Source organism: Campylobacter canis (genome assembly GCF_045504005.1).
Taxonomy (GTDB): Bacteria; Campylobacterota; Campylobacteria; order Campylobacterales; family Campylobacteraceae; genus Campylobacter_A; species Campylobacter_A canis.
Genome location: NZ_JBJJXH010000003.1, coordinates 220,010 through 244,702 on the forward strand (window position 1 = coordinate 220,010; position 24,693 = coordinate 244,702).

A 24,693-nucleotide genomic window follows, 5' to 3' on the forward strand; every position below is an offset into this window, starting at 1 on the left:
GGTAGTTTATAAAATTTTAGCTTAACTAACGTTTGAAGTAGTTTTTAACGTCAAATTTTATAAAATGTGGCATGGATAAAGAACAGCTGATAATCGATAAATTTAGCAACTCATTTATAGGCGATGACGGTGCGGTTGCGGGAAAATGGGTCTATAGTAAGGATCTGTTTTACGAAAATACGCACTTTAAGAGATCTTGGCTTAGCCTTGATGAGGTTTCTTACAAGGCGATGATCGTAAATATCTCAGACGCTATCGTTATGAATGCGGTTCCTAAATACGCGCTTTTGGGGCTTGGACTTCCTAAGGACATAAAGCCCGCTGAAATTTCTTTGCTTAAATCAGGTATCCAAAAGGCGTGCGATGAGTTTGGATTAACGATAATAGGCGGCGATACGATAAGTAGCGATAAAATCTTTATAAGCGTAACCGTTGTTTCAATAATTTACGATAAGCCTATCTTTAGAAATGGCGCAAAAAAAGGCGATTTTATAGCTTATACGGGAAAGCTTGGAGAGAGTTTAAAGGGATTAAAAGCTTTGATGAACGGCGGAGCGGTAAGTAGAAATTCTCGCTTTAAAAGACCGATTTTAAGGGATAAATTCTTTTATTCGGCTAGCAGGTTTATAAATTCCGCTATGGATATTAGTGACGGGCTTGGTGCGGATTTGATTAAGCTTTGCAAGTCAAGCGGTTGTGCGGTAAAATTTATCAAGCAAATCCCTAAAAATCAAATGCTAAGCGGCGAAGAGTACGAAGTGCTTTTTACGTTTAGCAAAAAAAATTTGCACAGGATCAAAAACGAAGCCAAAAAAGCTCGCGTAAAAATAAATATTTTTGGAAAAATCACAAAAGGAAGATACAAAACCCATGCAAGACAACACCACTTTTAAGCCCTTATACGCACTCGCTCACACTCCTATAAACGCTTACTTTAGCAAGAATTCGGATGATTTTGTAGTGCGTGAAATACCGCTTTACGAATTTAGCGGAGACGGCGAGCATCTTATTGTTGAAATTTCCAAAAAAGATATGACGACACAAGAAGCCCTAAAAGCTTTAAGCGACTTTACGGGCGTTAAGATAAAAGAATTTGGCTATGCGGGGCTTAAGGATAAGCAGGGAATGACTACTCAGTTTATCTCTATGCCGCGTAAATTTGAGGCGAATTTGGCAAATTTTAGCCACGATAAAATGAAAATTCTAAACATGAACGCTCATAACAATAAACTAAGAATAGGTCATTTAAAGGGCAATAGTTTTTTTATCCGTCTTAAAAAGGTCCTTGCAACCGATGCTCTTAAGCTTGAGCAGGCTATTAAGAAGCTAGATGAGATCGGATATCCGAACTATTTTGGCTATCAGAGGTTTGGCAAATTTGGCGATAATGCAGCTAGCGGATTTGAAATTTTAAAGCACGGAACTCTAAACGGCAAAAAGCTTAAAAATCCAAAAATGAGCGAGTTTTTAATCTCCGCTTATCAAAGCGATCTTTTTAACCGCTGGCTTAGTAAGCGTATCGAAATTTCGCGATTTGCAGATGAATTTAGCGCAAAAGAGTTGGGTGAAATTTATAAATTTATGAGTGCGGACGAGATAAGAGAGTTAAAGAGTCAAAAGCAGTTTTTTAAGCTGATTCGTGGCGAAGTTTTGGGTCATTATCCTTTTGGTAAGTATTTTTTGTGTGAGGATTTGCAAAGCGAGGTTGAGAAATTTAATCTCAAAGATAGAACCAGCTGCGGGCTTATCGTGGGAAGTAGGGCGTATAAAAGCGAGGGGCTTGCTAAAAAGATAGAGGATGATATCTTTAGCGAGGCAAGTGAATTTGAAGCAAAAATGAGCGGGAGTAGGCGTTTTGCTTGGAGCTATCTTGAAAATGTTCAATATAAATACAATCCTGAAAAAGCGCATTTTGGCATAAATTTTACTTTACAAAAGGGCTCTTATGCGACTGTGGTTTTGGAAGAAATTTTGCATAAGGATATTTTCAAATAAGGAGAGAATATGCGATATTTTGTGATTGTTTTAGGATGTTTAGCATGTTTTTTGGGATTTACAAAGGCTTGTGAGTCGCCTCCTGCTGCGGAAGCTTTCGTCTATGAAAATGATATGGATTTAGACGGCGTACTTGATATGAACGAGTGGAAAAATATAAAGAGTATGGATAATTTTAGAGTTAAATTTGAAGATTTTAGCGAAGCGGAGTTTAAAAAATTTGATAAAAACAAAGACGGTAAGCTTGAGTGGGAAAGCGAGCTTGAGGGTAGTATCGAATACATAAAAGATCCTTGCGAGATCAAGGAAGAGCAAGAAAATTTTAAAAAATCAAAAAGCAACCAAAAAGGAAAATCGTGAAAAATATCTTTTTGTGCTCTTATTTTGCAGGAGTCTTTGAGCTCTTTGCGGATAAATTTGACTGCGAGGGAAAGAGTGTTTGCTTCATATCAACGGCTAGTAAATTTGAAGAGGTAAATTTCTACTTAGATGAGGCAAAAGAGTGCTTTAAAAATGCTGGCGTGAAAGTCGATGAGCTTGATATCTCGGTAAGCGACAAGACGGAAATTTTGAAGAAATTTAGCCAAAACGACTTCATCTACGTGTGTGGAGGAAATACTTTTTATCTCTTAAGCGAGCTTAAAAAATCTGGCATCATGAGCGAGCTAAAGAGCTTTGTAAACAGCGGCAAAATTTATATCGGCGAATCGGCAGGCGGCATAATAACATCGCCTGATATCGAGTATATAGGGCTAATGGATGAAAATTTAGTAGAGCTAAAAGATCTTAGCGCTTTAAATTTAGTTAGCTTTTATACCTTGCCTCACTTGGGCGAATTTCCGTTTGAAGATGCGTGCAGGAGTATAACTGCAAATTTTGGCGAGAAAATAGATCTAAAAGCGATAAATAACTCAGAAGCGATTCTGGTTCGAAGTGAAGAAGCGGTTATTTTAAGCGCAAAGTCGCTATAATCTCATCGGCACGGCAAGTGATTGCTTTTAAATTCCGGTTTAAAAGAGGAAAGTCCGAGCTGCTATAAGACAAAGTCCCATCTAACGGATGGCTAGGGAAACCTAAGGGATAGTGTAACAGAAAGCAGACTGCCGCTTCGGCGGTGATGGTGAAACGGCGGGGTAAGAGCCCACCAGCGCCACGCGAAAGCATGGCGGCTATATAAACCCGACTTGCAGCAAGAAGGGATGGTTTTAGTCTTATGTTAAACCCTTCGCTAGAGCCAAGTTGCGAAATTTGGATTAGATAAATAATCACTCACGACAGAACTCGGCTTATCGCCGTGCCTTTATTTATGCATTTAATCCTACAAATTTAACTATCTTGTGTTTGCAAAGCGTAGCTGTTTCGGATTATTTTTGTATTCCGTGATTTTGAAGAGATTGTTTCCGGCAAGAGCCGGTAAATTTCTGGTTTGAGGTTGTTGCAATCTTTGTAATTTTGAAATTTGCGCTATTTTTGATAGTCAAATTTCAAAAAATATCAATGGAAAAGAGTGTAAGGGCTAACTGGCGCTAAATTGACTCAAATTGCCTTTTACTGCATGTAATTTCTAGCGTCTTTTAGTTTTTTCATCTCCACGCTTAGCTTATCGACTTTGCTTTTAATGATCTCTATGGCGCCTTCGGTTAGAGTTGCAGCCTCGCTGAGCTGTTCTAAAGTTTCAAATTCCTGCGGAAAATTCTCTATCAGCTTTTCCAGACTCGCGACATCGCCGTTACTCACGGCTATCTTAAATTCTTCCAGCCATTTCATCGCTAATTTGTGGCCTCTTTCCACGCTTCAAGAAGTTGCTTGGTAACATTTACAACCTCTTCTAAAATCTTTTCATCGTTTGAGATATTGGCTTGTGAAAGAAGCTGAATTTGCCTCGTATAAAGACCGCTTAGATAGTGCGCCACATCGCCTTGCTCGTAATCAAGCGAATTCAAAAGCTCGATAAAGATAGCGTTTGCTCGGTTGATGAAATAGACCTTTTTTTCGATGTTATTTTCTTGCATCGATTTTTTCGCTCTAAAGATAAATCTTAAAATTCCTTCATACAGCATCTCTATTAGCTTTTGAGGAGACTCAATGCCTCCTACCGCGTTTTGAGAATATGCCGCGTAAGCTGTGTTATTTATCATATTTTTCCTATCTCTTTGCGTTTAGTTCGGCATCGATCATTGATTTAAGCGTCGAGAATTGATTTTGCAAGTTGCTAATCATTTTGTCATAAGCTAAAAATCTCTCCGCCATCATGTCGTATTTGGTATTTAGATCAGTTACGGCACGTTTTTTGTCTTCTCCAAGCTTCTCTTTTTCTTCATTTAAATTTTTAGCAAAGATGCTTAGTGAGCCTTTTTCTTTGTCGATCATACCTTTTAATTTTATATTTAAATTTGTAAAAATCCCGTCCGTCGTCGTCTTTTTGGCACCTATGTTGCTATTTGCAAGTCCTAGTTTATCAAGGATATTAGGATTGCCTTTTACCTCTATGTTTGTGCCGTCTATGCTTTTTAGCACGATTCTATCTTCGGTTTGATTAAGGCTTGCCTGCATTCCGCTAATGCCTGCTTCATTTATGGCTTTTAAAAGCGCGATTGCGTTTTCTTTTGACGAATTTGACGCAGATGTGGTTAAATTTATCTTTTTACCGTTTATTGTAAAATCTTCATTTGCTATCGTAAGCGCTCCGCTATTTATAGGCTTAGAGCTTCCCGTGATAACTTGAGAGTAGCTTGTCGAGCCTGTAAATAACATCTTGGCTTCGTCTAAATTCTTATCAAGTTTTTCGTTTAGTTTTGAATGTTTTACTTGAAGAAGACCATCTTCGGTAAGCTCAAAGCCAAAATCGGTCAAATTTAGGTTTTTGATTTTGCCGTTAACATTTATAGCTTTGCTTTCAAAAAGAGCTTTGTTTATGGTTGATTTGATACTGGTTATCTCGCTAACGCCTTGAAAAGTGGCTGCATTTTTTGTGTCCTGGTTGTAATCGGTTAGCATAGCAAGAGTATTTATAAGGGAGTTGTAATTTTTTACTACATTATCAATTTCCGTCTTTATGTCTTTATTGTCTTCTTTTATACTAAATGTCGTTTTACCCGTCTCTTTAAGAGTTAAATTTAGTCCTATGTTAAGATCTTTTATATTGTTAGTTGATCTATTTACGGTTATGCCGTTATATGTAAATTCGGCATCCTGAGCGTTTGAAATTTTATTATTTGCTACGTTTGCGCTATCCCAGCCAAGCTCGGTTAGAATTTCGTTTGCATTTGTTAGCGGATTACCGCTGCCGTTATCGGTGCTAAATTCTATCTTGTTTTCAGCACCCGTGTTTTTGGATTGTAAAATCAGCTGATACGGCTTATCTCCGCCCACTTTGAGCACTCTGGCTTGCACTTCGCCGTTTGTGGCGTCGTTTATCTTTGTAGCTAGCTCTTCAAACGAAGTTGATTGTTTTAACTCTATTTTGTATGTATTTGAGCCAAATTTGATAGCAAACGAGCCCTCTTTGCCGACAAAAGACTCGGGAGCCGTAAATTTTTTGCTTTGGTAGATATCTTTTTGTGCAAGTTGTTTTACGTCTATCTCGATATCTTGCAGACCTACGCCGGGATCTGCTTGCAAATCGGCACTCTTTCCGTTTGTGCTAACGTTTCTTTTAAGAAACATCGTTTCATCGCCAAGTGCCGCAACGGAAGACTTAAAAGAGCTTACAAGAGTTTTTATCGCCGAAAGATCTTTTTGTTTGGTTAAGTTTTTCTCTAAATTTTTAGAAATCGGATCTACTAAACCCTTGTGATCGGCGGCCTTTAGCTTATCTATAACCTCTTGGGTTAAAACGCTACTTCCAAGACCTAGTGAAGATATCTTACCTAATGCCATTTTTAACTCTCCTTGTCGAATAATACCCCGACAGCCTCCCTGAAGTATTCGCTTAGTTTCATTACTTGCTCGCTTGGGATTTTTCTTATAACTTCACCCGTTTTTACTTCCATTACATTCACATATAGCGAATTTATCTTGTCGTTATATGCAAAGCGAACATTGGTATCAAGGGCTTCCATCTGTCTGTTTAATTTTTCGGTCGCTTCGTTTAATTTTTTTGCTAAATCTTCGTTGTCTATGCTTAAATTATTTTGCGCACTGTTTTGTTGTAAGTGAGTTTGCTCAACTTCCCTTGTTTGAGTATGCGCTTGAGCGTTGCTAGGATGCGCTACCGTGTTCATTTGCTGGCTAGCGACTTTAAAAATTTCCATCTTTTCTCCTTTAAAGATTGCCGTTTTAATCAATATTATTCCCCTACATCGTCATAATTTCAAATTTCTTTATACCATAAATTCTCTCTTTGAATTAATTAAAATTTACGCTTAAATTTGCTAATATTTCTTACTTTTTAAAAGGAAATTCGGTATGAAAATCTCATTTGATTGCGATTGTATATTGCTTCAAAACTCTCTTGAACTGTTTTTAAAAGATTTTATTGCGCATAAAAAAGATTGCGATTTTATAATTTCTGACAGAAAGATAGATAGTAAAAAACCTGTTTTTATAATCGCTGCAAATTCCGCTCATCTTCAAATTCCTTTTAGTAAAGAGACTCTTTTAAATACGCTTGAAGAGTTTTATTCCGCTATCCAAATTCCAAAAGCAAGCTTTAAGATAGAGCAAAAAGATGAAAATTTAGCCCTTGAAGAGGCTATTTCAAATTTGGTGGAAAAATTTAAAAAAGATCTCATAGCTCTTATAAAGTCGTACTTATGAAAAGGCTTTTTACAACTATTTCAAGCGGTAAATTTAAAGGTAAAAAACTAGCCTTGCCTTCTCTTACTACCACAAGAAGCACAAAAAATATAGTAAAAGGCTCTTTTTTTGACAGCTTCAGATATGATTTGCGGGGTAAAATTTTCATCGAAGCTTTTGGCGGAAGTGCGCTTATGGCATGCGAAGCGCTTAGTAACGAGGCTAAAAAAGCTTATGCTATAGAGCTTAATAAAGCAGCCTTTAAGATAGCTTACGAAAATGCAAAAAGTATCGATGAGCTAAATTTGCGCGTGCTAAACGGAGATACCTTTAAGCTCACGCCTGAAATTTTAAGAAGCGAAAATTTTGGCGAAAAAAGCGTTATCTTATATCTTGATCCGCCTTTTGATATAAGAGAGGGCTTTAAGGAAATTTATGAAAAGTGCTTAAATTTGATATCAAATTTAGACGAAAAGCAAATTTTTTTAATCGCAATAGAGCATGCAAGTTCTTACGCCCTGCCTGAAAATATCGGCAAATTTTTGCTTATAAAAACTAAAAAATTCGGAAACACCTCCTTAAGCTACTACTCGTAAATTTGGAATGCTTCTTGCTTTATTTTAGGCAAATAAACTAAAAGGACGGCTATGAAGCTAGCTTCATCACTGATTGCTGCGTGTATACTTGGCGTATTTGCAAATGCGGCTCAGATAAAAGATATCGCAAATGTCGTAGGAGTTAGAGAAAACCAACTTATAGGATACGGACTTGTAGTGGGACTTAACGGCTCGGGCGACGGCTCAAGCTCTGAATTTACTATCCAATCCCTTTCAAACATGCTTCAAAGCGTAAATGTAAAAATCGATCCAAACGATATAAAATCAAAAAATACCGCAGCCGTTATGGTTACGGCTAAGCTTCCCGCTTTTGCAAGACAGGGTGATAAGCTTGATGTGGTGATATCCTCAATCGGCGATGCCAAAAGTCTACAAGGCGGTACGCTTCTTATGACCCCTTTAAAGGGCGTTGACGGCGATATATACGCGCTTGCTCAAGGCTCGCTTACCATAGGCGGAAAAAGTGCAAGCAGAAATAGCGGCAATCACGCAACCGCGGGAACGGTATTTGGCGGAGCTTTTGTGGAGCGCGAGATAGTGTATGATATCTACAATCAAGAGGCTATAAATTTAAGCCTTAAAGAGTCAAACTTTGGAATTGCTTCAAATATCCAAAACGCTATAAATTTGCATGTGGGAGGCAATGTAGCCGTGGCTATCGATCCAAGAACGGTTAGAGTCAGTAAGCCTGAAAATGCCAGTATGGTTGAGTTTCTGGCGGGAATTTTAGAGATAGATGTTGATTATAAAGCGCTTGATAAGATAATAATAGACGAGCGCACGGGCACGATAGTAAGCGGCGTAAATATCACCGTTGATCCCGTCGTAATCACGCATAAAGATATCACGATAAAGATCGAGCCAAACTCTTATGAAGACGGCGAGCGCGCTATAGATATCAAAGACAACACGGCGATAGATCCGGTGGCAAATTTGATAAAAGTAAGCGGAGAGCGCACCACCGTAGCAAGCGTAGCAAGAGCTCTAAATAAACTTGGAGCAAGCCCAAGCGACATCATCGCGATAATTGAAAATTTAAAGCGAGTCGGCGCTATACATGTTGATTTGGAGATCATATAATGAACGTTGATAATCACTTAGCTATAAACGCATATAACAGTATCTCGACAAATTCTATCACGAATAAAGCAGGCAGAAGCGAAGAGGAAAACGATAAGCTCTTAAGAGAGCAAACAGATGCTTTTGAGGCGTTTTTGGTTAAAAGCGTGCTTGATATTGCGCTTAAAGATGAAAATCCGCTCTTTCCAAAGGATGCTGGAGATAAAATTTACTCATCTATGTATAACGACACGATGAGCAGGGCTTTGAGCGGAAATTTAGGCTTTAGTGAGCTACTTTATAATTTTTTAAAGGAAAGGGCTTAAGAAAATTTTATTTATGCCGATTTGGTAATCAAATGTTTAAAAAGGCATAACAATGATATCGACACTCGGTTCAAAATTTGGGCTTAGCCCTCAGCAAATTTCACGAAATGAAGTTAAAAAAAGTGAAGTTAGCGAAGAGATTAAAAACACACAGGATAAAAGCGAAAGCAAGGTAGCGAAAATTTCGCAAGCGATAGCCGACGGAACTTACAAGATAGATCTTTCAAAAACCGCGCGCGCAATTGCCGATGAGATTATGTAGCATGAATTTGTCCTTTGTGTGAATTTGCAGAAAGGACAAATATGCTTAAAACTTATTTAAATGACGCGATTGGCGTGCTTGATGAACTTATTAAAACTACAAATTCTGATATCGAAAATATCAAAGAGGCAAAACACTCCGCCGTTGAAGAGAGTGTGAAGCTAAAAAACGACCTCATAAAAAAATTTGAAAACACAAAATCACTACTTGACAAAGAGCTTTTAAGAATTTCAAAAGAGCAAAACAGCTCTGATTTAGCAAGCATACTTGACGATGAAGTAAAGGCAAATTTAGTCAATATGAGAAGCAAGCTTGAAGAGCTTCATCTAAAAAACAAAGAGTATGCAAGATACGTAGTAACGGTTAAAGAATTTTTTGACAGTTTAGTTAAAGATATGTTTAAAGACGCAAAAGACGATAGCGGCTACGCAAAGGCTACTCCTACGCCTGAGACGCTACTAAAAACAAGGGTTTAAAATGGCTAATATATTTTCTTCGCTAGGAATCGGTATAAGCGGGCTTGATGCTGCCCAGATGCAAATTTCAACTACCGGACACAATATCACAAACGCCGATAACGAGCACTACACAAGACAGCGTGTAATCCAATCGGCAAGAGAGCCTGAGCACGGGATGCCCGGTGATATCGGACGAGGCACCAAGGTAGATACTATAGTAAGAATTCATGACGAATTTGTGTTTTCCCGTCTTAGAAGTTCTTCTAGCAATCTTGAATTTTCAGCATATAAAAAGAGAATTTTAGAAGAGATTACTCAGAGATTTCCTGATCTAAAAAGTGTAGGAATAGGGCGAGATATACAAAACTACTTTGATGCTTGGAATAAATTTGCTTCAAATCCTACCGAAGGCTCTCAAAAGATAAATTTGCTAAATGCGGCTGAGACTTTAGCAAAGAGCATTCAAGGCGCATCTGATATGTTGCATAAAATTCAGCAAGATGTAAATTCGCAGATAGAAGTAACGGTAAATGAGATAAACAAATATGCAAAAGAGATAGCCGAGATCAATAAGCAAATTCAGCGCGTGGAGTCAGTAGGCACTACAAGAGCCAATGACTTGCGCGATAAGCGTGATGAGCTTGAGCTTGCCATATCAAAGCTCGTTAATGCAACCGCCTTTAAAGGCGAGCTTCAAGGAAGCGCTTATATAGACCCTACGGTAACGGATATAGGTTCAAAATACAATCTTAACATTTCGGGATTTTCTATAGTGGACGGCGTAAATTTCCATCCGCTTGCGCTTGATAATTCAACCAATAAATTTGACTTTCACAATATCTACTACGAAAGAGAAGACGGCAAACGCGTGGATATGTCCTCTAAGCTTACAGGCGGCAAACTAGGAGCGGCGCTTGATCTAAGAGGAAGATATCTTGGCGAGGGCGGAGAATTTCAAGACGGAATTATTCAAAAATATATTGACAATCTAAACACTTTTGCTAAAGGCTTGATAACCGAGACTAATAACATCTACGCCAAATCAGCCGTAGAAAATATAACAACAGACGAGCTTAGCTTCCTTGAGCCTTCAAGAACGCTTATGAATTTTAACGACGACATCAAGCATGGAAGCTTTGACGTGATAGTTTATAACAATCAAGGTCAAGAGGTAGCCAGAAAAACCATAACCATAGACGCTACTACGACGATGGATGATCCTACTAGAGGCACTTCTATCATCAAAGACTTTAATGCCGATACGGATGATAATAAAGACAATAACATACACAACGACGTAAATGATTATTTTAGGGCTTATTATCAGTATGATCCAGCGACTAAAAAGGGCACATTTGGCGTATCGGCTCTAAGACACTCGGGCGAATACAGTATAGCGTTTGTGGATAAAGGGACAAATTTCCCGGGCATTATCGGCACTAATAAATTTTTCAATGGAAATAGTGCAAAAGATATCGGCGTTAAAACCGAGCTAGTGGAAAATCCGCATAAACTTAAGGGCTACTCAAATCCGACTCCTGGTAATAATGACGTAGCAAACGATATGGTTCAGCTTCAATATAAAAAGATATATTTTTATTCAAACAAGCATGCGGATAAGATCGAGACCATAGAGGGATTTTATCGATTTATCACAACCGATATCGCAAGCCAGACTCAGGGCAACAACTACTTGCATGATACAAACCAAGCGATAAATAAAACCGCCATGAGCGAGCATCAATCAGTTAGTGGCGTAAATTTAAACGAAGAGCTAACCTCTCTTATAAGATTTCAGTCAAGCTACGGTGCGGCAGCTAAGATAATAACTACTGTTGAAAAGATGCTTGATACTCTACTAACGCTTAAACAATGACGGATTTAAAATCTTTACTTGACGCTCATGCGCTTGAGAAAAATACCGATCTGGGGCTTTATTCAGCCTCGGATCCGCTTCAAGCAGCAAGCAAATTTAAAGAGCCTAACATAGCTTTAATATGCGCTTTGTTTGCTTACGGCAATGCAAATTTGATCCTTAAATTTCTAAATTCGCTTGACTTTAGCTTGCTTGATGAGAGTGAAAGCAAGATCGTTTCAAATTTGCAAAATTTCAAATACCGATTTCAAAGCGTTGAAGATGTGAGGCAAATTTTTATCACGCTCTCTCGCCTTAAAAAAGACGGTGATATTGAGGCGATTATCAAAAGCGGCTTTGATAAAAACGGGCTTATGGTTGAGGGCATAAACGAGCTTATCAAATTTATTTACTCTTTAAATTCGTATAGATCCGACGGATATGAATTCTTTTTTGGAAAGAGCTTTGAGAACAAACCAAATTCACCATATAAACGCTACAATATGTTTCTTCGTTGGATGGTAAGAGATAGCGATATCGACCTTGGGCTTTTTAAAAATTTGCCTAAAAGCGAGCTTTTAATCCCTCTTGATGTGCATACTCACCGAGTTTCGCTTGCGCTTAATTTAATAAATCGCAAAAGTTATGATTTTGCCGCTGTTTGTGAGCTTACGAACAGACTAAAAGAGTTTGATCCGCTTGATCCTATACGCTATGATTTTGCACTTTATAGGATAGGGCAGAGCAAAGAGCTTGAGAAAATTTTAAATCCCGAAAAATAATTTAACATATTTAAAACGGCTATTTAACGAAGTTAAAGGAAAAATTAATATTTACTATTAATTTTTATTTACAATGTTTTGATATAGTTACGCATAAATTTTATTTTAAAGGAATTTCATGAAAAAAACTCTTTTACTTAGCGCGTTGCTTGGCACTATGCTATTTGCTCACGAGCATATGCATTTTGACCCTAAAGCTCAAAAACATATCGTTATCCCTATGGAGCAACTTGGTGAAAAAGGCAATACAAACGTAGGCGAAGTTGTAGCTATCGAGACAAACTACGGCGTAGCGTTTTTCCCAAATCTAAAAGGAATCGAGAGCGGTGCTCACGGATTTCACGTTCACATGAATGCAGACTGTGGCGCTACTGAAAAAGGTCTAGGCATGAAAGCCGGCGGTCACTGGGATCCGACAGATACTAAAAAACACTCATTCCCTTGGGATGATATGGGACACAAAGGCGACTTGCCTATCCTTTATGCTGACAAAGACGGTAACGCAGTATATCCTGTACTAGCTCCAAAGATTAAATCGCTTGACGAGCTAAAAGGACACTCACTAATGGTTCACGTTGGCGCAGATAACCACCATGATCATCCAAAACCACTTGGCGGTGGTGGTGCAAGACTGGTTTGCGGCGTTATAAAATAATTTTCTCGGCTCCTTTTTTGGAGCCGCTCTCTTTAAATTTTCTTTCAATTCTTTAAATCACAAAATATCATTAAAATTTAATAAATTTTTTAGTATTATTTTTGCCTATTTTAAATTCAAATTTAAGAAAAATTATGGAATTTGATCTCTTAGCTTATTTTATATTTTTTGGCGCTGCGTTTTTGGGTGGATTTATCGACTCTATTGCCGGCGGAGGCGGACTTATAACTCTTCCTGCTATCATGGCTATGGGAGTGCCGCCTCATCTTGCGCTTGGAACGAACAAGCTTCAAGGATCTTTTGGGAGCTTTACGGCGACTTTAAATTTTACTCGCAAAGGCATGATCGACTATAAAGAGGCGTTTTTAGGCATTATCTTTACTTTTATCGGCGCATGTCTCGGCGCTACTTTAATCTTATTTTTAAATCCAAATTTCTTAAAAGTCGTAATTCCGTTTTTATTAATCGCTATTTTTATCTATACTCTCATCACCCCAAAGATTGGAGATAGCGATAAAAAAGCAAGGATGAATTATAAAATTTTTTACATAGCTTTTGGGCTTTTGCTTGGTTTTTATGACGGTTTTTTCGGGCCCGGAGCCGGTTCGTTTTGGACTTTTGCCATGGTGGCTTTGATAGGACTTAGTATGAAAAAAGCTGTTGCACACACAAAGCTTTTAAATTTCGTTAGCAATATCGTATCTCTAGGCGTTTTTATCATCGGCGGACAAGTTCTTTGGAAAGTTGGGATATTAATGGGAGTAGGGCAAATTTTAGGCTCTTTCATAGGCTCAAATTTAGTCATTAAAAAAGAGGTTAAATTTATAAGAACGATGTTTTTATTTGTGGTTGGAGCCACTATCTTAAAACTTCTTTATGACTATTTCGCTTCTTAAGTTCAAAAATCAAAATAAGTGCTAAAATAGGGCAAAGTTAAAAAACTTTTAACAATAAATTTGCTAAAATCTCAGCAAAATTTATAAATTTAAGGTTAATGCATGAAAGATTTGTTTCTCTTTTCAGGTCTTATTTCACATTCACACTCCTTTACTTATGCGGCGCATTTCTTGCTTGTTACGCTTATTATTTTAGTTGTCGCCAAGCTTGCCACTAAAAATATGCAACTTGTTCCAAGAGGCACTCAGAATGTCGTTGAGGCGTATTTGGAGGGCGTTACAGCTATGGGTAAAGACGTGCTAGGAAGCGAGCAGCTAGCCAGAAAATACCTTCCACTTGTTGCAACTATAGGTTTTGTAGTATTTTTCTCAAACGCTATCGGTATCATTCCCGGCTTTGAGTCGCCTACATCAAGCCTAAATTTGACGCTAACACTTGCGCTTGTCGTGTTTGTTTATTATAACTTTGAAGGTATTAGAAAAAACGGAGTTGTTAAGTATTTTGCGCATTTTATGGGACCTAGCAAGGTTTTAGCGCCACTTATGTTTTTAGTTGAAGTTGTTTCACACCTTTCACGTATAGTTTCTTTATCTTTCCGTCTTTTTGGAAATATCAAGGGTGATGATCTATTTCTTATGGTTATGCTTGCGCTTGCACCTGTCATCGCACCATTTCCTGCGTATGCTCTACTAACGCTTATGGCCGTGCTTCAGACATTTATTTTTATGATGCTTACTTATGTGTATCTTGCGGGCGCTATTTTAATAAGCGACGAACATTAAAATTTAATTTTACCGACTGAAACTACGGTCGGTAAAATTTAAAATTTCTCACTATTTTTATCCTCAAATTTCAAATAAAATCGCTGTTTTTAGATAAGTTAAAAGAAATAATTGCTAAAATAACGCTTAAAATTTGCGCTATAAATTCACGGCGTATTCTTAATAAAAAAGGTTAATTATGTTTGAAGTCGTAATCGGTCTTGAGGTTCATACTCAGCTTAATACAAAAACGAAAATTTTCTGCTCCTGCTCGACAAGTTTTGGCGATGAAGCAAATACTCATGTCTGTCCTGTTTGTCTAGCGCTTCCCGGAGCCTTGCCAGTGCTAAATAAAGAAGCTGTTAGAAAGGCTATAAGCTTTGGTACTGCGGTAAATGCAACTATAAATAAAAAATCGGTTTTTAATAGAAAAAATTACTTTTATCCGGATCTTCCAAAGGCTTATCAAATTTCTCAGTTTGAAGTGCCTATAGTAGAAAATGGCGAGCTTTTTATCGATGTAAATGGCGAGAAAAAGCGCATAGGTATCACCAGAGCCCATCTTGAAGAGGATGCCGGCAAAAACATCCACGAAGGAAGCGTTAGCTTTGTTGATCTTAATAGAGCAGGAACTCCTTTACTTGAGATAGTTAGCGAACCTGATTTAAGAAGTAGCGATGAGGCGGTAGCTTACCTTAAAAAGCTTCATTCTATTTTGAGATTTTTAAACATAAGCGATGCAAATATGCAAGAAGGAAGCTTTCGTTGCGACGCAAACGTAAGCATTAGACCAAAGGGCGATACGAAACTTTACACAAGAGTTGAGATTAAAAACTTAAATTCCTTTAAATTTATTCAAAAAGCTATTGATTACGAAGTGCAGCGCCAAAGTATAGCGTGGGAAGATGGCAAATACGATGAGGAAGTTTATCAAGAAACAAGACTTTTTGATACGGTAAATTTGGTTACAAAATCAATGCGCGGTAAAGAAGATAGCGCCGAGTATAGATACTTCCCCGATCCTGATTTATTGCCCGTAGAAATTCCTGAAGATATGTATAATGAGGCGATCAAAATCCCTGAGCTTGCAGAGCAAAAAGTGGCTAGATATATAAAAGATTACGATATCAAAGAAGACGATGCTAAAAATTTAGTAAGTTCTGCGGAGATGGCAAAGTATTTTGAGGACTTGGTGGGTGCTAACATATCTCCAAAACTCTGCTCGACATGGCTGCTTGTAGAGCTTTTAGGAAGGCTTAAAAACGGCGTTACTATAGAGAACTCTCCTGTAAATAGCGCTAAAATGGCAACTCTTTTAGCTAGGATAGAGGACGGCACTATAAGCGGGAAGGCTGCTAAGGAGATTCTTGATTTTCTTATGGAAAACGATATAAGCGTAGATGATGCGATAGAGAAATTGGGGCTTAAGCAAGTTAGTGATGATGGAGCTATACTTGCGATTATAGATGAAATTTTAAATGCAAACACCGATAAGGTTGCCGAGTATAAAAGCGGCAAAGACAAGCTATTTGGATTTTTTGTCGGTCAGGTTATGAAAGAAGGCAAGGGTGCTTTTAATCCGTCTAAAGTCAATGAACTACTAAAAACAAAGCTTTGATATGAAAATAGCTGTTTTTGGAGCGGGCAAATGGGGAAGCGCTCTTTTTCATGCGCTTTCTCAGAAAAACGAATGTGTAATAAGCTCTAAAACACCTCGTCAAATTCCAAATTTCGTATCTGCCGATGAGGCTTTAAGAGCTGAAATTTTAGTTATGACTATTCCTTCTCAGGTTACGGGCGAGTGGCTTAAGAAAAATTTTAAAAATTACAATCAAAAAATTTTAGTAGCCTCAAAAGGGATAGAAACAAGCAGTTTAAAATTTTTAAACGAAATTTACGAGCAGTACGTCGATAGTTCAAATTTGGCTTTCTTATCAGGACCCACCTTTTCAAAAGAGGTCGAAAAGAAACTTCCTTGCGCCCTTGTCGTAAATTCTATAAATTTGTCGCTAGCTCAAGAAATTTCAAATCTTTTTCCAAGTTATATCAAGGCATATACTTCAGATGATGTTATAGGGGCTGAAATTTGCGGAGCGTATAAAAACGTGATTGCCATAGCAGGTGGAATTTGCGATGGTCTTGGACTGGGAAATAACGCTAGAGCAAGTCTTATCTCAAGAGGGCTTGTCGAGATGGCGAGGTTTGGCAAGTATTTTGGCGCAAGAGACGAGACTTTTTTAGGTTTAAGCGGGGCGGGCGATCTTTTTCTTACAGCTTCAAGCGTCTTGTCGCGTAATTACCGAGTAGGACTTGGACTTGCTAAAAACGAAAGCTTGAATAAAATTTTAAACGATCTAGGCGAAGTTACCGAGGGCATAGATACCTCTTATGCCATAGAAAAGATTGCTAAAAAAGAGGGGATTTATACTCCTATCGTAAACGAAGTAGTCGCCATGCTTGGCGGGAAAGAGGTTCAAAAGAGCCTTATTGATCTACTTAGCAGGAAGAAAATTTGAGAGTTTTCTCTAGGCTGTTTTTTTGTATTACTATCATGACTTGCAGTTTGCTTTTTGCAAACGAAAAACCGCCGCTTCGCAAAATGATAGCCCAGATGATCATGGTGGGCTTTAACGGCGCAAATCAAAACGAAGCTAAAACCGCAATATCTGATGCTAAATATCAAAGATTTGGCGGAGTTATGCTGCTTGGCAAAAATGTCAAAGACAAAGAGAGTCTAAAGGCTTTAACTGCAGCCTTTAAGAATGCTCAAAAAAATATATTTATAGCCATAGACGAAGAGGGCGGAATCGTAACCAGATTTAAGGACAAGGTAGGATTTGAAACCTTTATCTATGCAAGCGAAGTGGCTAGAAAGCTTGATCTGGAAAGTGCAAAAGAGCTTTACGGTCGTATGGCTACTCAGCTAAAAGAGGTTGGCGTAAATTTAAATTTCGCCCCGGTTGTCGATGTATTAGACACGGTATCTCCTATCATAGCTTCCAAGGACAGAGCCTTTAGTAGGGATATAGACGAAGTTTCTTTATATGCGAGTGAATTTTTAGACGCTTTTAGCGAAGTTGGGGTGCTAACTACGCTTAAGCATTTTCCTGGACACGGTTCTGCGCAAACTGACTCGCATAATACAAAAACCGTGATAGAAAACTTTAATTATAACGAACTTAAGCCTTATTATGATGCGATCAAAAAGAATCAAGCAAGGCTTATAATGGTCTCTCATGTCTATTTAAATCAAGAGGATAATCAAAATCCCTCATCTCTTTCTGAAAAAATTATCCAAAATTTGCTAAGGGAAAATCTGAAATTTGATGGAGCCGTCATAAGCGATGATATGCTCATGGGAGGCTTAAAGGACTTTAGCCTTACTCAAAAAGTTGTAAATTTCATAAATGCGGGCGGAGATATCTTGCTCTTTAGCGACTTTATGATAGGGGAGCGAAAAACCACCGAATACGTAACGCAGATAATAGTTGATGCGGTAAATCAAAAGAAAATTCCAAAAGAGCGCATAGAGCTATCTTACGAGCGAATCATGAAGCTTAAGAGCGAACTTCAATAAATTTTATTCCTTGTCATCCACCTAATTTAACAATATTTTTAGACTTTTAAAATTAAATTTGAGTTATAATCTAAAATTAATATTTAAAATCTAAAATTTAAGGAGTTAAATATGGATAAAATTCAAGCTAAAGTCGAAAATTTAAAAGATGAAATGATAGCGCACAGACGCTTTTATCACTCACATCCTGAGACGGGTTGGTTTACATTTTTTACTACCGCTAGTATAGCTAAGAAGCTAAAAGACTATGGATATAGCTTAAAAATGGGGCGCGAGATAGTAAAGCCTGATGCCAGACAAGGGCTTGGCACTCCTGAGGCTGCGCAAAAGGCTATAGAAAGAGCCAAAAGTTTGCTAAGCAAAGAGGAGCAGGAATTCTTGCCTCTTATGGAGGATGGGCTTACAGGCGTAGTTGCAGATATCGATACGGGTAGGGCAGGCAAGATGACGGCGTTTAGATTTGATATCGACGGCGTGGATGTTACCGAGAGCAAAGATGAGAGCCATAGACCAGTAAAAGAGGGCTTTAGAGCCGACATAGACGGTATTACGCACTCCTGCGGACATGATGGACACATCACGATAGGACTTGCACTCGCAAAGATCATAGCTGAAAATTTAGATGATTTTAACGGCAAATTCAGATTTATATTCCAAACAGCAGAAGAGGGCACACGCGGTGCGGTAGGCATGGAGCCTATGGGTGTGGTTGATGATGTGGATTATCTGCTTGGCGGACATATCGGATTTCAGGCTAAGCTAAATGCAGGCATAATTTGTGGCACTAATAAACTTTTAGCGACATCTAAGTTTGACGTTATCTTCACGGGTCGCTCAGCCCACGCCGCAGGAGCTCCGCAAGAAGGAGCTAATGCATTACTTGCAGCTGCCGAGGCTGCTATAAATATGCATGCTATCACGCGTCACGCCGATGGAGTAACTCGTATAAACGTGGGAGTTTTAAAGGCGGGAGAGGGTAGAAACGTGATCGCGCCAAACGGATTTATCGCCTGCGAAACTCGGGGAGAGACTACGGAGCTTAATGAATTTATGTTTAACAAATGTATGGATATCATTAAGGGCGTAAGCATGATTCACGGCGTGGACTACGAAGTAAAGCTTACGGGCGGTACCAGCGGCGGAGATAGTAGCCCTGAGATAACCGAGCTTTATGAGAAAGCAGCGATTCAGTCGCCTTATATAAATAACGACCTGATAGTGAAAGAATTTACTTTTAGCGCATGCGAGGATTTTGCGCATTTTATGCAAAAAGTGCAAAAAAACGGCGGAAAGAGCGGATATCTGATGATAGGAACAAAGCTTGCCGCAGGACATCACAATAGCTGTTTTGACTTTGATGAAAACGCCTTGCTCGCCGGAGTTGATGTATTTTTACGCTCAACTTATATGCTTAACGGCAAGTAAAATATATTTGCAAGCCTGATAATTTTGGGCTTGCAAATTTTATTGGATTACAAATTTATAAATCCCCTTTTTTGCAAATAAAATTTGTAAATTTAATAAAATAAATTTACTACGATAAAATTTCAAATATCTCTTATTGTCTAATATTTGGATAAATTTACACAAAATTTGCTTAATGAGTAAAATTTACAAGCTAAGCGTTAAATTTGATTGGTTTGTAAATAGCGTGAAATTAAATTCACGCCACTACATTAGGAAAGTCAAATACTAATTTGCCGCTTTTTATCGTTTTGATAGCCGCGCCTTTTAATTTCTTATCAATCAACGGAGAGTTTTGAGATTTGGATTTGTTTAAATTTTTATCATAGACGTATTCAATGTCAGGATCTACGATAACGATGTCCGCTAGCATTCCTTTTGCTATTTTGCCTTTGTTATTTAGCTTAAGAAGCTTTGCCGGGTTAAAAGATGTCAGCTCAACCATTTTTTTATAGTCGATAAGCCCCTCTCTAACAAGATCTAAAGTCATTGGAATCAGTGTCTGAAGTCCCAAAATTCCAAACGGAGCTTTATCAAATTCTAAAAATTTTTCATCCGTGTGGTGCGGGGCGTGGTCGGTTACTATGACATCCACTAGCCCGTTTGCGATAGCCTCTCTTACGGCTTTTACGTCGCTTGATGTGCGCAAAGGCGGCGACATTTTAAAATTTGTATCATAATTCATCAGCTCGTCTTCGGTATATGTAAAGTGATGCGGCGTAACCTCGCAAGTTACATTTATACCCTCATCTCTAGCTTGCTTGATGAGTTTTAGCGACCACTCCGAGCTAACGTGAGCTATGTGGATGTGTCCGCCCGTTAGCTTTGCAAGAAGCAAGTCGCGAGACACCATGATCTCCTCTTGCTCTCTTGGCATGCCTTTTATGCCTAAAATCGCCGAAACTCGACCTTCGTTCATATGTCCGCCGCGACACAAAGAGCAGTCTTGCGAGTGGTTTATGACAAATGAGCCAAAATGCTTTGAGTATTCAAGTGCGTATCTCATCACGTCGCTGCTTGCTACGGGCAAGCCGTCATCGCTAAATGCAACTGCCCCGGCTTCTACCATATCGCCCATCTCTACGACTTTGTTTCCGCCCATACTCTTTGTGATAGCACCTATCGGAAGCAGGTCGATCAGTCCTCTTGCTTTTGCTTTAGCGATCATATCGCGAGTTATTACGGCATTGTCGTTTACGGGATTTGTATTTGCCATCGGCAAGCAGGTTGTTACTCCTCCTGCAACCGCCGTTTCGCTACCTGAGTTTATGTCGTCTTTGTATTCAAGCCCGGGATCTCTAAAATGCACGTGCATATCAATAAGCCCCGGCATCGCAAGCTTTCCTGCGGCATCTATGACGCTATCGGCCTTTGGTTCGTCTGTCGTTATATCGGCTATGATTTCGCCGTCTATCAGGATATTTGCCTTAAAAATTTCATCGGAATTTACTATGGTTGCGTTTTTTATTAAAGTAGTCATATTTTGCCTTATTTGTTTGAGATTAAAGTATGAAGTATCGCCATTCTTACGGCAACTCCGTTTTCGACCTGATTTAATACGTGAGAGTATCTAGGATCATCGGCAACGTCTGAATTTATCTCTACGCCTCTATTTATGGGTCCTGGGTGAAGTATCATGACTCCATCTTTGGCAAATTTCATCTTTGAGGCGGTGAGCCCGAAAAATTTAGAATACTCTCTTACCGACGGAAACGCCACTTCGTCATCTTGTCGTTCAAGCTGGATCCTAAGCATGATGATTGCATCGGTATCTTCAAGCGCTTCTTGCATGCTTTTGCAAATTTGACAGCCAAAAGCCTCCATTCCCGTTAGCATCATAGGTGGTCCAAATAGCTTAACCTTGATACCGAGAGTTTGCATTGCGTAGATGTTTGAACGAGCCACGCGGCTATGAAATATATCGCCGATTATCGCTACGGTTAAATTTTCTAAATTTCCTCTGTGCTCAAGGATAGTAAATAGATCAAGCAGAGCTTGGCTTGGGTGCTCGTTTAGCCCGTCGCCGGCATTTACTACGTGAGCGTCGGTGTTTGCGGCTACAAATTTCGCAGCGCCTGAGCTATAGTGTCTAACCACCACGATATCGGTTTTCATCGCGACTATGTTGTTTATGGTGTCAATCAGCGTTTCGCCTTTTTTCGTGCTGCTTTGAGAAGCGCTAAAGTTTATAGCATCGGCTCCAAGGCGCTTTGCCGCTATTTCAAAGCTGGTTCTTGTGCGCGTGGAGTTTTCAAAAAACGCATTTACCGTTGTTTTTCCGTAGAGGGATTTTGCTTTTTTGATTTCGGAGTTGTTTAGTTCTTTAAATTCTTTGGCTAAATTTAAGAAGTGGTAAATCTCATCTTTGCTTAAATTTGAAGTTGTTACGAGGTCTTTTTTGGTGTAGCTCATCAAATTTCCTTGAAGTTATTAGGATAGGAGTTAATCCAAAAACGCTATATTATTATTTTTTTACTTAACATTCTATATATTTTCAAATAACGATTTTAAGCGACTGAAATTTTACCGCTTTAAAATTCTAGCTTGCGCTTGCTTGTTTAAATCCCTGTCCTTCTACAACAAAAATCTTTGATTCATCGTATTTCGCATACTCTTCATCGTATTCGGGATCCCAGATCAAACTAGGAGCGTATTTATCATACCAGAATAAATTATCCTTATCAAAATCTTCTTCCGTCATTTTTTGCCTAAGATAATCTATCATATCCTCTATAGGAATATCCCATGCTATCTCATCTCCGAATTTCATCTTTACTACTCTTGTTGGAGTATTGTATCTTTTCTTTTCATTTTCCCATAGATAAGAAGGAGGTTCTAGTATGGCTTTTCCATCCTCTAGAATTCTTTGAAGGGCAGTTAGATATATCTCTCTAAACTCATCATCTGTAATTTCACTATGATCTTTAAGTCTGTAAAATAGTCTAAATACCCAAAGGCTATGAAGCATATCTATCCATCCTCCATAAACCTCGGTATATATTAGACCCATCTGATCTTTGGTGTACATTTTAGAAGTTAAATTTATCTTTCCGTTAAAGAGTTTAGCGTTCATGATATTCTTTTAATTTATCTCATCATCCATAGGCTCTCTTGCATTTATAGAGCCTAGCTTGCTTGAAGCTTTATACTCTTTATAGTTTTGTCTAGCCTCATTTAAAGATACTATATTTGGCTCTATTATTTTACTCGGGTTATTTATGGCTTTGGTATTATATTGCCAAAAGCAAACAGGACAAACATCTTGTATTAAATTCTTATCCTCTTTATCTACTATGGTTAGATATCCGCAGCAAGGACATTTTATCCGTTTATCCGCAAATTCCTCTTTAGTAGGAGGACGAACATACTGCAAGAGTCTTTCTTCTATCGCTCCTATCTTTTTATAATTTTCTTTGGCTTGATTTAAGGATACCGAATTTGGTCCTACTGATATATTTGGACGAGAATTTGAAATATTATCAAATTGCCAATGGCAAACAGGACATATATCAACACAAAAGCCGTCATTCGCATTTATATATTTCATAGTTAAATATCCGCAGCAAGGACATCTAATCAAAATAATCCTTTTTTTTGATAAATTTATATTTCAATACGATATTTTAATATACATTATCAAAAAATATCTTTAAGATGAAAGCGGATATCATCTTAAAGATATTAAAGTAGAGCTTTCAGTATTTTTAAATTATTTGATTTTTGCAGTAGTTAATTTTGAAGCTTTGCAAACGCCGCACTTAGCCTATCTCTTATCTCGTCACTCACGCGCTCGCCGTCTTTGAAATTTGCTTCGATAAGCTCATCAAGCCTATTTAGCACTTCAAACAGCTCGCTTTCCCATCTGTCAGCGTCTCTAGCTGTGTTCATGGTCTCTATAAACGTGAGCTTCTTGCTCATCTCGCTAAGGCTTTGTAAAAAGCTATCTTTAAGCTCGGCGTCCTTTAGCATATCATCGTAAAGCGCCATATTTTTAAGCTCTCTTAGTTCGCTGTTTATGAGTTCGCAGAAGTCTTTGTATTTTTGCACTGAAATTTGCCTTAAATTTTCAGGAGAGCTGTTTGCAAGTGTGCCGTTTTGATCGATATTTTTAGTTATTTTTTGAATTTGCATATAGATTATTGCCGCAACCGCAAGCGAAACTACTATCGTCATGGTAAAAATATCCATAAATTTCCTTTTTTGCTTAAATTTCAAAGGCGATTATACTCAAATTTGCTTTTTCTTTTTGTAAATTCCATCTATGCTAACTACTCCAAGAGCTATCCAGATAAGCACAAAAGAGCTTATTTTGGCCGTGTTTATCGGTTCGTTATAGACAAAGACCGCGATTAGAAGTTGAAGTGAGGGCGAGATATACTGCATATAGCCGATGGTGCTTAAATTTATCCTTAAAGCAGCCGAGTTAAAGAGTAAAAGCGGTATAACCGTAAGCGGTCCGCAAAGCGTGATAAAAAGCCCAAACCATGAAAAATCAAAGTGATTTTGCCCGCTCTTTGCTATGAAAAACAGCGCCGCAATAGCAATAGGCATAACCATCGTAGTCTCTACGAAAAGTCCTTCTAAAGATGGAATTTTGATACGCTTTCTAACAAGCGAATAGATAGCAAACGAAAGAGGCAGGATAACCGAGATAAAAGGCAGTCCGCCCACATCGTAAATTTGGATTGATATAGCGATAAAAACGATAAATATCGCAAATTTCCCCGCGTTTGAAATTTTCTCTTTTAGTACTATTACTCCAAGAAGCATCGTTATAAGAGGGTTTATGAAGTATCCTAAACTTGCATCCACAATCTTATCTATGCTAACCGCATAGATATAAATCGACCAGTTAAGGGCGATTAAAACTCCGCTGGTAAAGAGCAAAAAAGCGGTTTTTTTGTTTGTGAAAAACTGCTTTGCATCAGAGAGTTTTTTGCTAAATTTAAGCAGGATATACAAAAACAGTACCGACCAGATGATGCGGTGAGCGACTATCTCGGCAAATCCCAGTTCATAAAGCTGCTTGAAATATATCGGAAAAAGTCCCCAAAGTATAAAGGCGCTAAGACCGTATATCATGCCCGCTTTTGTTTCGTTTTCGTAGTTTTTCATTGGAATTCTTTTTTTGAAGCTATTTTATTTAATAAATTTTTAATCACAGCTTAGTTAAATTTTGAAACACTTATAAAAATTTGTTACTTAAATTCACAAATTTACTCTTTGAGTTTAATTTTATGTGTATTAA

The 24,693-nt window shown here is 38.2% G+C and carries 28 protein-coding genes, 1 other RNA gene and 1 pseudogene; 20 read left to right on the forward strand and 10 right to left on the reverse strand.

Annotated elements, in window-relative coordinates; genetic code table 11:
• Positions 1-71: 71 nt before the first annotated feature.
• From ACHJH3_RS04570 to rnpB, 5 genes are all read left to right on the forward strand, one after another.
• The gene (locus ACHJH3_RS04570; RefSeq protein WP_173030997.1) at positions 72-893 is read left to right on the forward strand and encodes a thiamine-phosphate kinase; all 822 of its coding nucleotides are present in this window, start codon (positions 72-74) and stop codon (positions 891-893) included.
• On the forward strand, positions 871-1,995 hold the full coding sequence (gene truD, locus ACHJH3_RS04575) for a tRNA pseudouridine(13) synthase TruD (RefSeq protein ID WP_407063771.1): 1,125 nt from the start codon (positions 871-873) through the stop codon (positions 1,993-1,995). Before ACHJH3_RS04570 ends, truD begins: the two co-directional genes overlap by 23 nt.
• A 9-nt stretch (positions 1,996-2,004) precedes the next feature.
• Entirely contained in the window at positions 2,005-2,355 is a 351-nt protein-coding gene (locus tag ACHJH3_RS04580; protein WP_407063772.1) for a CREC-EF hand family protein, read from the forward strand.
• On the forward strand, positions 2,352-2,966 hold the full coding sequence (locus ACHJH3_RS04585; protein ID WP_407063773.1) for a Type 1 glutamine amidotransferase-like domain-containing protein: 615 nt from the start codon (positions 2,352-2,354) through the stop codon (positions 2,964-2,966). Before ACHJH3_RS04580 ends, ACHJH3_RS04585 begins: the two co-directional genes overlap by 4 nt.
• Positions 2,967-2,971: 5 nt before the next feature.
• Positions 2,972-3,300, forward strand: an RNA gene (gene rnpB / locus ACHJH3_RS04590) — RNase P RNA component class A.
• A 243-nt stretch (positions 3,301-3,543) separates the two neighbouring features.
• Here the strand turns inward: rnpB and ACHJH3_RS04595 are convergent.
• The 4 genes from ACHJH3_RS04595 to ACHJH3_RS04610 are packed head-to-tail and all read right to left on the reverse strand — an operon-like array spanning position 3,544 to position 6,248.
• Positions 3,544-3,762: a hypothetical protein gene (locus ACHJH3_RS04595; protein ID WP_407063774.1), complete on the reverse strand. Its 219-nt coding sequence runs from the start codon at positions 3,760-3,762 to the stop codon at positions 3,544-3,546.
• A gap of 2 nt (positions 3,763-3,764) precedes the next feature.
• Positions 3,765-4,133, reverse strand: coding sequence for a flagellar export chaperone FliS (gene fliS, locus ACHJH3_RS04600; protein WP_172199276.1), 369 nt, complete (start codon positions 4,131-4,133; stop codon positions 3,765-3,767).
• A gap of 7 nt (positions 4,134-4,140) precedes the next feature.
• Positions 4,141-5,874, reverse strand: a complete 1,734-nt coding sequence (fliD, locus tag ACHJH3_RS04605) for a flagellar filament capping protein FliD (protein WP_407063775.1) — start codon at positions 5,872-5,874, stop codon at positions 4,141-4,143.
• A 2-nt stretch (positions 5,875-5,876) separates the two neighbouring features.
• A complete protein-coding gene (locus ACHJH3_RS04610) occupies positions 5,877-6,248 on the reverse strand; it encodes a FlaG family protein (RefSeq protein ID WP_169941515.1) in 372 nt (123 codons plus the stop codon).
• A gap of 154 nt (positions 6,249-6,402) precedes the next feature.
• Between ACHJH3_RS04610 and ACHJH3_RS04615 the strand changes: the two genes are divergently transcribed.
• The 15 genes and pseudogenes from ACHJH3_RS04615 (at position 6,403) to ACHJH3_RS04685 (ending at position 19,406) form a co-directional block, all read left to right on the forward strand.
• Positions 6,403-6,753: an ornithine carbamoyltransferase gene (locus ACHJH3_RS04615; protein WP_169941517.1), complete on the forward strand. Its 351-nt coding sequence runs from the start codon at positions 6,403-6,405 to the stop codon at positions 6,751-6,753.
• On the forward strand, positions 6,750-7,328 hold the full coding sequence (locus tag ACHJH3_RS04620; protein ID WP_407063776.1) for an RsmD family RNA methyltransferase: 579 nt from the start codon (positions 6,750-6,752) through the stop codon (positions 7,326-7,328). The genes ACHJH3_RS04615 and ACHJH3_RS04620 overlap by 4 nt, the downstream gene beginning before the upstream one ends.
• A gap of 51 nt (positions 7,329-7,379) precedes the next feature.
• Positions 7,380-8,429: a flagellar basal body P-ring protein FlgI gene (locus ACHJH3_RS04625; protein ID WP_407063777.1), complete on the forward strand. Its 1,050-nt coding sequence runs from the start codon at positions 7,380-7,382 to the stop codon at positions 8,427-8,429.
• Positions 8,430-8,527: 98 nt separating this feature from the next.
• Positions 8,528-8,734 (forward strand): annotated as a pseudogene (locus ACHJH3_RS04630) (rod-binding protein); the annotation flags it as partial.
• 52 nt (positions 8,735-8,786) lie between these two features.
• Complete coding sequence (locus ACHJH3_RS04635; protein WP_172199294.1) at positions 8,787-8,996, forward strand: flagellar biosynthesis anti-sigma factor FlgM; 210 nt, start codon at positions 8,787-8,789, stop codon at positions 8,994-8,996.
• 41 nt (positions 8,997-9,037) lie between these two features.
• A complete protein-coding gene (locus ACHJH3_RS04640; protein WP_169941527.1) occupies positions 9,038-9,472 on the forward strand; it encodes a flagellar export chaperone FlgN in 435 nt (144 codons plus the stop codon).
• Between the two features lies 1 nt (position 9,473).
• Positions 9,474-11,330 carry a flagellar hook-associated protein FlgK gene (gene flgK / locus ACHJH3_RS04645; RefSeq protein WP_407063778.1) on the forward strand — a complete coding sequence of 619 codons (1,857 nt, stop codon included), beginning with the start codon at positions 9,474-9,476 and terminating at the stop codon, positions 11,328-11,330.
• Positions 11,327-12,091: a TIGR02757 family protein gene (locus tag ACHJH3_RS04650; protein ID WP_407063779.1), complete on the forward strand. Its 765-nt coding sequence runs from the start codon at positions 11,327-11,329 to the stop codon at positions 12,089-12,091. The genes flgK and ACHJH3_RS04650 overlap by 4 nt, the downstream gene beginning before the upstream one ends.
• 118 nt (positions 12,092-12,209) lie before the next feature.
• A complete protein-coding gene (locus tag ACHJH3_RS04655) occupies positions 12,210-12,746 on the forward strand; it encodes a superoxide dismutase family protein (protein ID WP_172199303.1) in 537 nt (178 codons plus the stop codon).
• Positions 12,747-12,880: 134 nt separating this feature from the next.
• Entirely contained in the window at positions 12,881-13,642 is a 762-nt protein-coding gene (locus ACHJH3_RS04660; RefSeq protein WP_407063780.1) for a TSUP family transporter, read from the forward strand.
• Positions 13,643-13,744: 102 nt separating this feature from the next.
• A complete protein-coding gene (locus tag ACHJH3_RS04665) occupies positions 13,745-14,425 on the forward strand; it encodes a F0F1 ATP synthase subunit A (protein WP_169941537.1) in 681 nt (226 codons plus the stop codon).
• A gap of 178 nt (positions 14,426-14,603) precedes the next feature.
• Positions 14,604-16,022: an Asp-tRNA(Asn)/Glu-tRNA(Gln) amidotransferase subunit GatB gene (gene gatB / locus ACHJH3_RS04670; RefSeq protein WP_173031014.1), complete on the forward strand. Its 1,419-nt coding sequence runs from the start codon at positions 14,604-14,606 to the stop codon at positions 16,020-16,022.
• Between the two features lies 1 nt (position 16,023).
• On the forward strand, positions 16,024-16,920 hold the full coding sequence (locus ACHJH3_RS04675; protein WP_407063781.1) for an NAD(P)H-dependent glycerol-3-phosphate dehydrogenase: 897 nt from the start codon (positions 16,024-16,026) through the stop codon (positions 16,918-16,920).
• Entirely contained in the window at positions 16,917-17,981 is a 1,065-nt protein-coding gene (locus ACHJH3_RS04680) for a glycoside hydrolase family 3 N-terminal domain-containing protein (RefSeq protein WP_407063782.1), read from the forward strand. The genes ACHJH3_RS04675 and ACHJH3_RS04680 overlap by 4 nt, the downstream gene beginning before the upstream one ends.
• Before the next feature lie 111 nt (positions 17,982-18,092).
• A complete protein-coding gene (locus ACHJH3_RS04685; protein WP_407063783.1) occupies positions 18,093-19,406 on the forward strand; it encodes an amidohydrolase in 1,314 nt (437 codons plus the stop codon).
• A gap of 238 nt (positions 19,407-19,644) precedes the next feature.
• Here the strand turns inward: ACHJH3_RS04685 and ACHJH3_RS04690 are convergent, their stop codons facing one another.
• The 6 genes from ACHJH3_RS04690 to rarD all read right to left on the reverse strand — a co-directional run bounded on the left by ACHJH3_RS04690 (position 19,645) and on the right by rarD (position 24,560).
• Entirely contained in the window at positions 19,645-20,925 is a 1,281-nt protein-coding gene (locus ACHJH3_RS04690) for a dihydroorotase (protein WP_407063784.1), read from the reverse strand.
• An 8-nt stretch (positions 20,926-20,933) separates the two neighbouring features.
• Positions 20,934-21,857 (reverse strand): aspartate carbamoyltransferase catalytic subunit, encoded by a 924-nt coding sequence (locus tag ACHJH3_RS04695; protein WP_173031017.1) that lies wholly within the window; start codon positions 21,855-21,857, stop codon positions 20,934-20,936.
• Between the two features lie 127 nt (positions 21,858-21,984).
• Complete coding sequence (locus tag ACHJH3_RS04700) at positions 21,985-22,518, reverse strand: hypothetical protein (protein ID WP_407063785.1); 534 nt, start codon at positions 22,516-22,518, stop codon at positions 21,985-21,987.
• Positions 22,519-22,527: 9 nt separating this feature from the next.
• Positions 22,528-23,025 carry a CPCC family cysteine-rich protein gene (locus tag ACHJH3_RS04705; RefSeq protein WP_407063786.1) on the reverse strand — a complete coding sequence of 166 codons (498 nt, stop codon included), beginning with the start codon at positions 23,023-23,025 and terminating at the stop codon, positions 22,528-22,530.
• Positions 23,026-23,174: 149 nt separating this feature from the next.
• On the reverse strand, positions 23,175-23,633 hold the full coding sequence (locus ACHJH3_RS04710; protein WP_407063787.1) for a hypothetical protein: 459 nt from the start codon (positions 23,631-23,633) through the stop codon (positions 23,175-23,177).
• Positions 23,634-23,672: 39 nt separating this feature from the next.
• Positions 23,673-24,560 carry an EamA family transporter RarD gene (rarD, locus tag ACHJH3_RS04715; RefSeq protein WP_407063788.1) on the reverse strand — a complete coding sequence of 296 codons (888 nt, stop codon included), beginning with the start codon at positions 24,558-24,560 and terminating at the stop codon, positions 23,673-23,675.
• Between the last annotated feature and the right edge of the window lie 133 nt (positions 24,561-24,693).

Bases quoted from the DNA above. Each gene is read 5' to 3' on its own strand.
- ACHJH3_RS04685 (WP_407063783.1), top strand. From the start codon at position 18,093: ATGGATAAAATTCAAGCTAAAGTCGAAAATTTAAAAGATGAAATGATA.
- gatB (WP_173031014.1), top strand. From the start codon at position 14,604: ATGTTTGAAGTCGTAATCGGTCTTGAGGTTCATACTCAGCTTAATACA.
- ACHJH3_RS04665 (WP_169941537.1), top strand. From the start codon at position 13,745: ATGAAAGATTTGTTTCTCTTTTCAGGTCTTATTTCACATTCACACTCC.
- ACHJH3_RS04695 (WP_173031017.1), bottom strand. From the start codon at position 21,857: ATGAGCTACACCAAAAAAGACCTCGTAACAACTTCAAATTTAAGCAAA.
- ACHJH3_RS04620 (WP_407063776.1), top strand. From the start codon at position 6,750: ATGAAAAGGCTTTTTACAACTATTTCAAGCGGTAAATTTAAAGGTAAA.
- ACHJH3_RS04595 (WP_407063774.1), bottom strand. From the start codon at position 3,762: ATGAAATGGCTGGAAGAATTTAAGATAGCCGTGAGTAACGGCGATGTC.
- ACHJH3_RS04675 (WP_407063781.1), top strand. From the start codon at position 16,024: ATGAAAATAGCTGTTTTTGGAGCGGGCAAATGGGGAAGCGCTCTTTTT.
- rarD (WP_407063788.1), bottom strand. From the start codon at position 24,560: ATGAAAAACTACGAAAACGAAACAAAAGCGGGCATGATATACGGTCTT.
- ACHJH3_RS04655 (WP_172199303.1), top strand. From the start codon at position 12,210: ATGAAAAAAACTCTTTTACTTAGCGCGTTGCTTGGCACTATGCTATTT.
- flgK (WP_407063778.1), top strand. From the start codon at position 9,474: ATGGCTAATATATTTTCTTCGCTAGGAATCGGTATAAGCGGGCTTGAT.
- ACHJH3_RS04625 (WP_407063777.1), top strand. From the start codon at position 7,380: ATGAAGCTAGCTTCATCACTGATTGCTGCGTGTATACTTGGCGTATTT.
- ACHJH3_RS04580 (WP_407063772.1), top strand. From the start codon at position 2,005: ATGCGATATTTTGTGATTGTTTTAGGATGTTTAGCATGTTTTTTGGGA.
- fliS (WP_172199276.1), bottom strand. From the start codon at position 4,133: ATGATAAATAACACAGCTTACGCGGCATATTCTCAAAACGCGGTAGGA.
- ACHJH3_RS04700 (WP_407063785.1), bottom strand. From the start codon at position 22,518: ATGAACGCTAAACTCTTTAACGGAAAGATAAATTTAACTTCTAAAATG.
- truD (WP_407063771.1), top strand. From the start codon at position 871: ATGCAAGACAACACCACTTTTAAGCCCTTATACGCACTCGCTCACACT.
- ACHJH3_RS04660 (WP_407063780.1), top strand. From the start codon at position 12,881: ATGGAATTTGATCTCTTAGCTTATTTTATATTTTTTGGCGCTGCGTTT.
- ACHJH3_RS04710 (WP_407063787.1), bottom strand. From the start codon at position 23,633: ATGGATATTTTTACCATGACGATAGTAGTTTCGCTTGCGGTTGCGGCA.
- ACHJH3_RS04640 (WP_169941527.1), top strand. From the start codon at position 9,038: ATGCTTAAAACTTATTTAAATGACGCGATTGGCGTGCTTGATGAACTT.
- ACHJH3_RS04610 (WP_169941515.1), bottom strand. From the start codon at position 6,248: ATGGAAATTTTTAAAGTCGCTAGCCAGCAAATGAACACGGTAGCGCAT.
- fliD (WP_407063775.1), bottom strand. From the start codon at position 5,874: ATGGCATTAGGTAAGATATCTTCACTAGGTCTTGGAAGTAGCGTTTTA.
- ACHJH3_RS04570 (WP_173030997.1), top strand. From the start codon at position 72: ATGGATAAAGAACAGCTGATAATCGATAAATTTAGCAACTCATTTATA.
- ACHJH3_RS04635 (WP_172199294.1), top strand. From the start codon at position 8,787: ATGATATCGACACTCGGTTCAAAATTTGGGCTTAGCCCTCAGCAAATT.
- ACHJH3_RS04650 (WP_407063779.1), top strand. From the start codon at position 11,327: ATGACGGATTTAAAATCTTTACTTGACGCTCATGCGCTTGAGAAAAAT.
- ACHJH3_RS04615 (WP_169941517.1), top strand. From the start codon at position 6,403: ATGAAAATCTCATTTGATTGCGATTGTATATTGCTTCAAAACTCTCTT.
- ACHJH3_RS04690 (WP_407063784.1), bottom strand. From the start codon at position 20,925: ATGACTACTTTAATAAAAAACGCAACCATAGTAAATTCCGATGAAATT.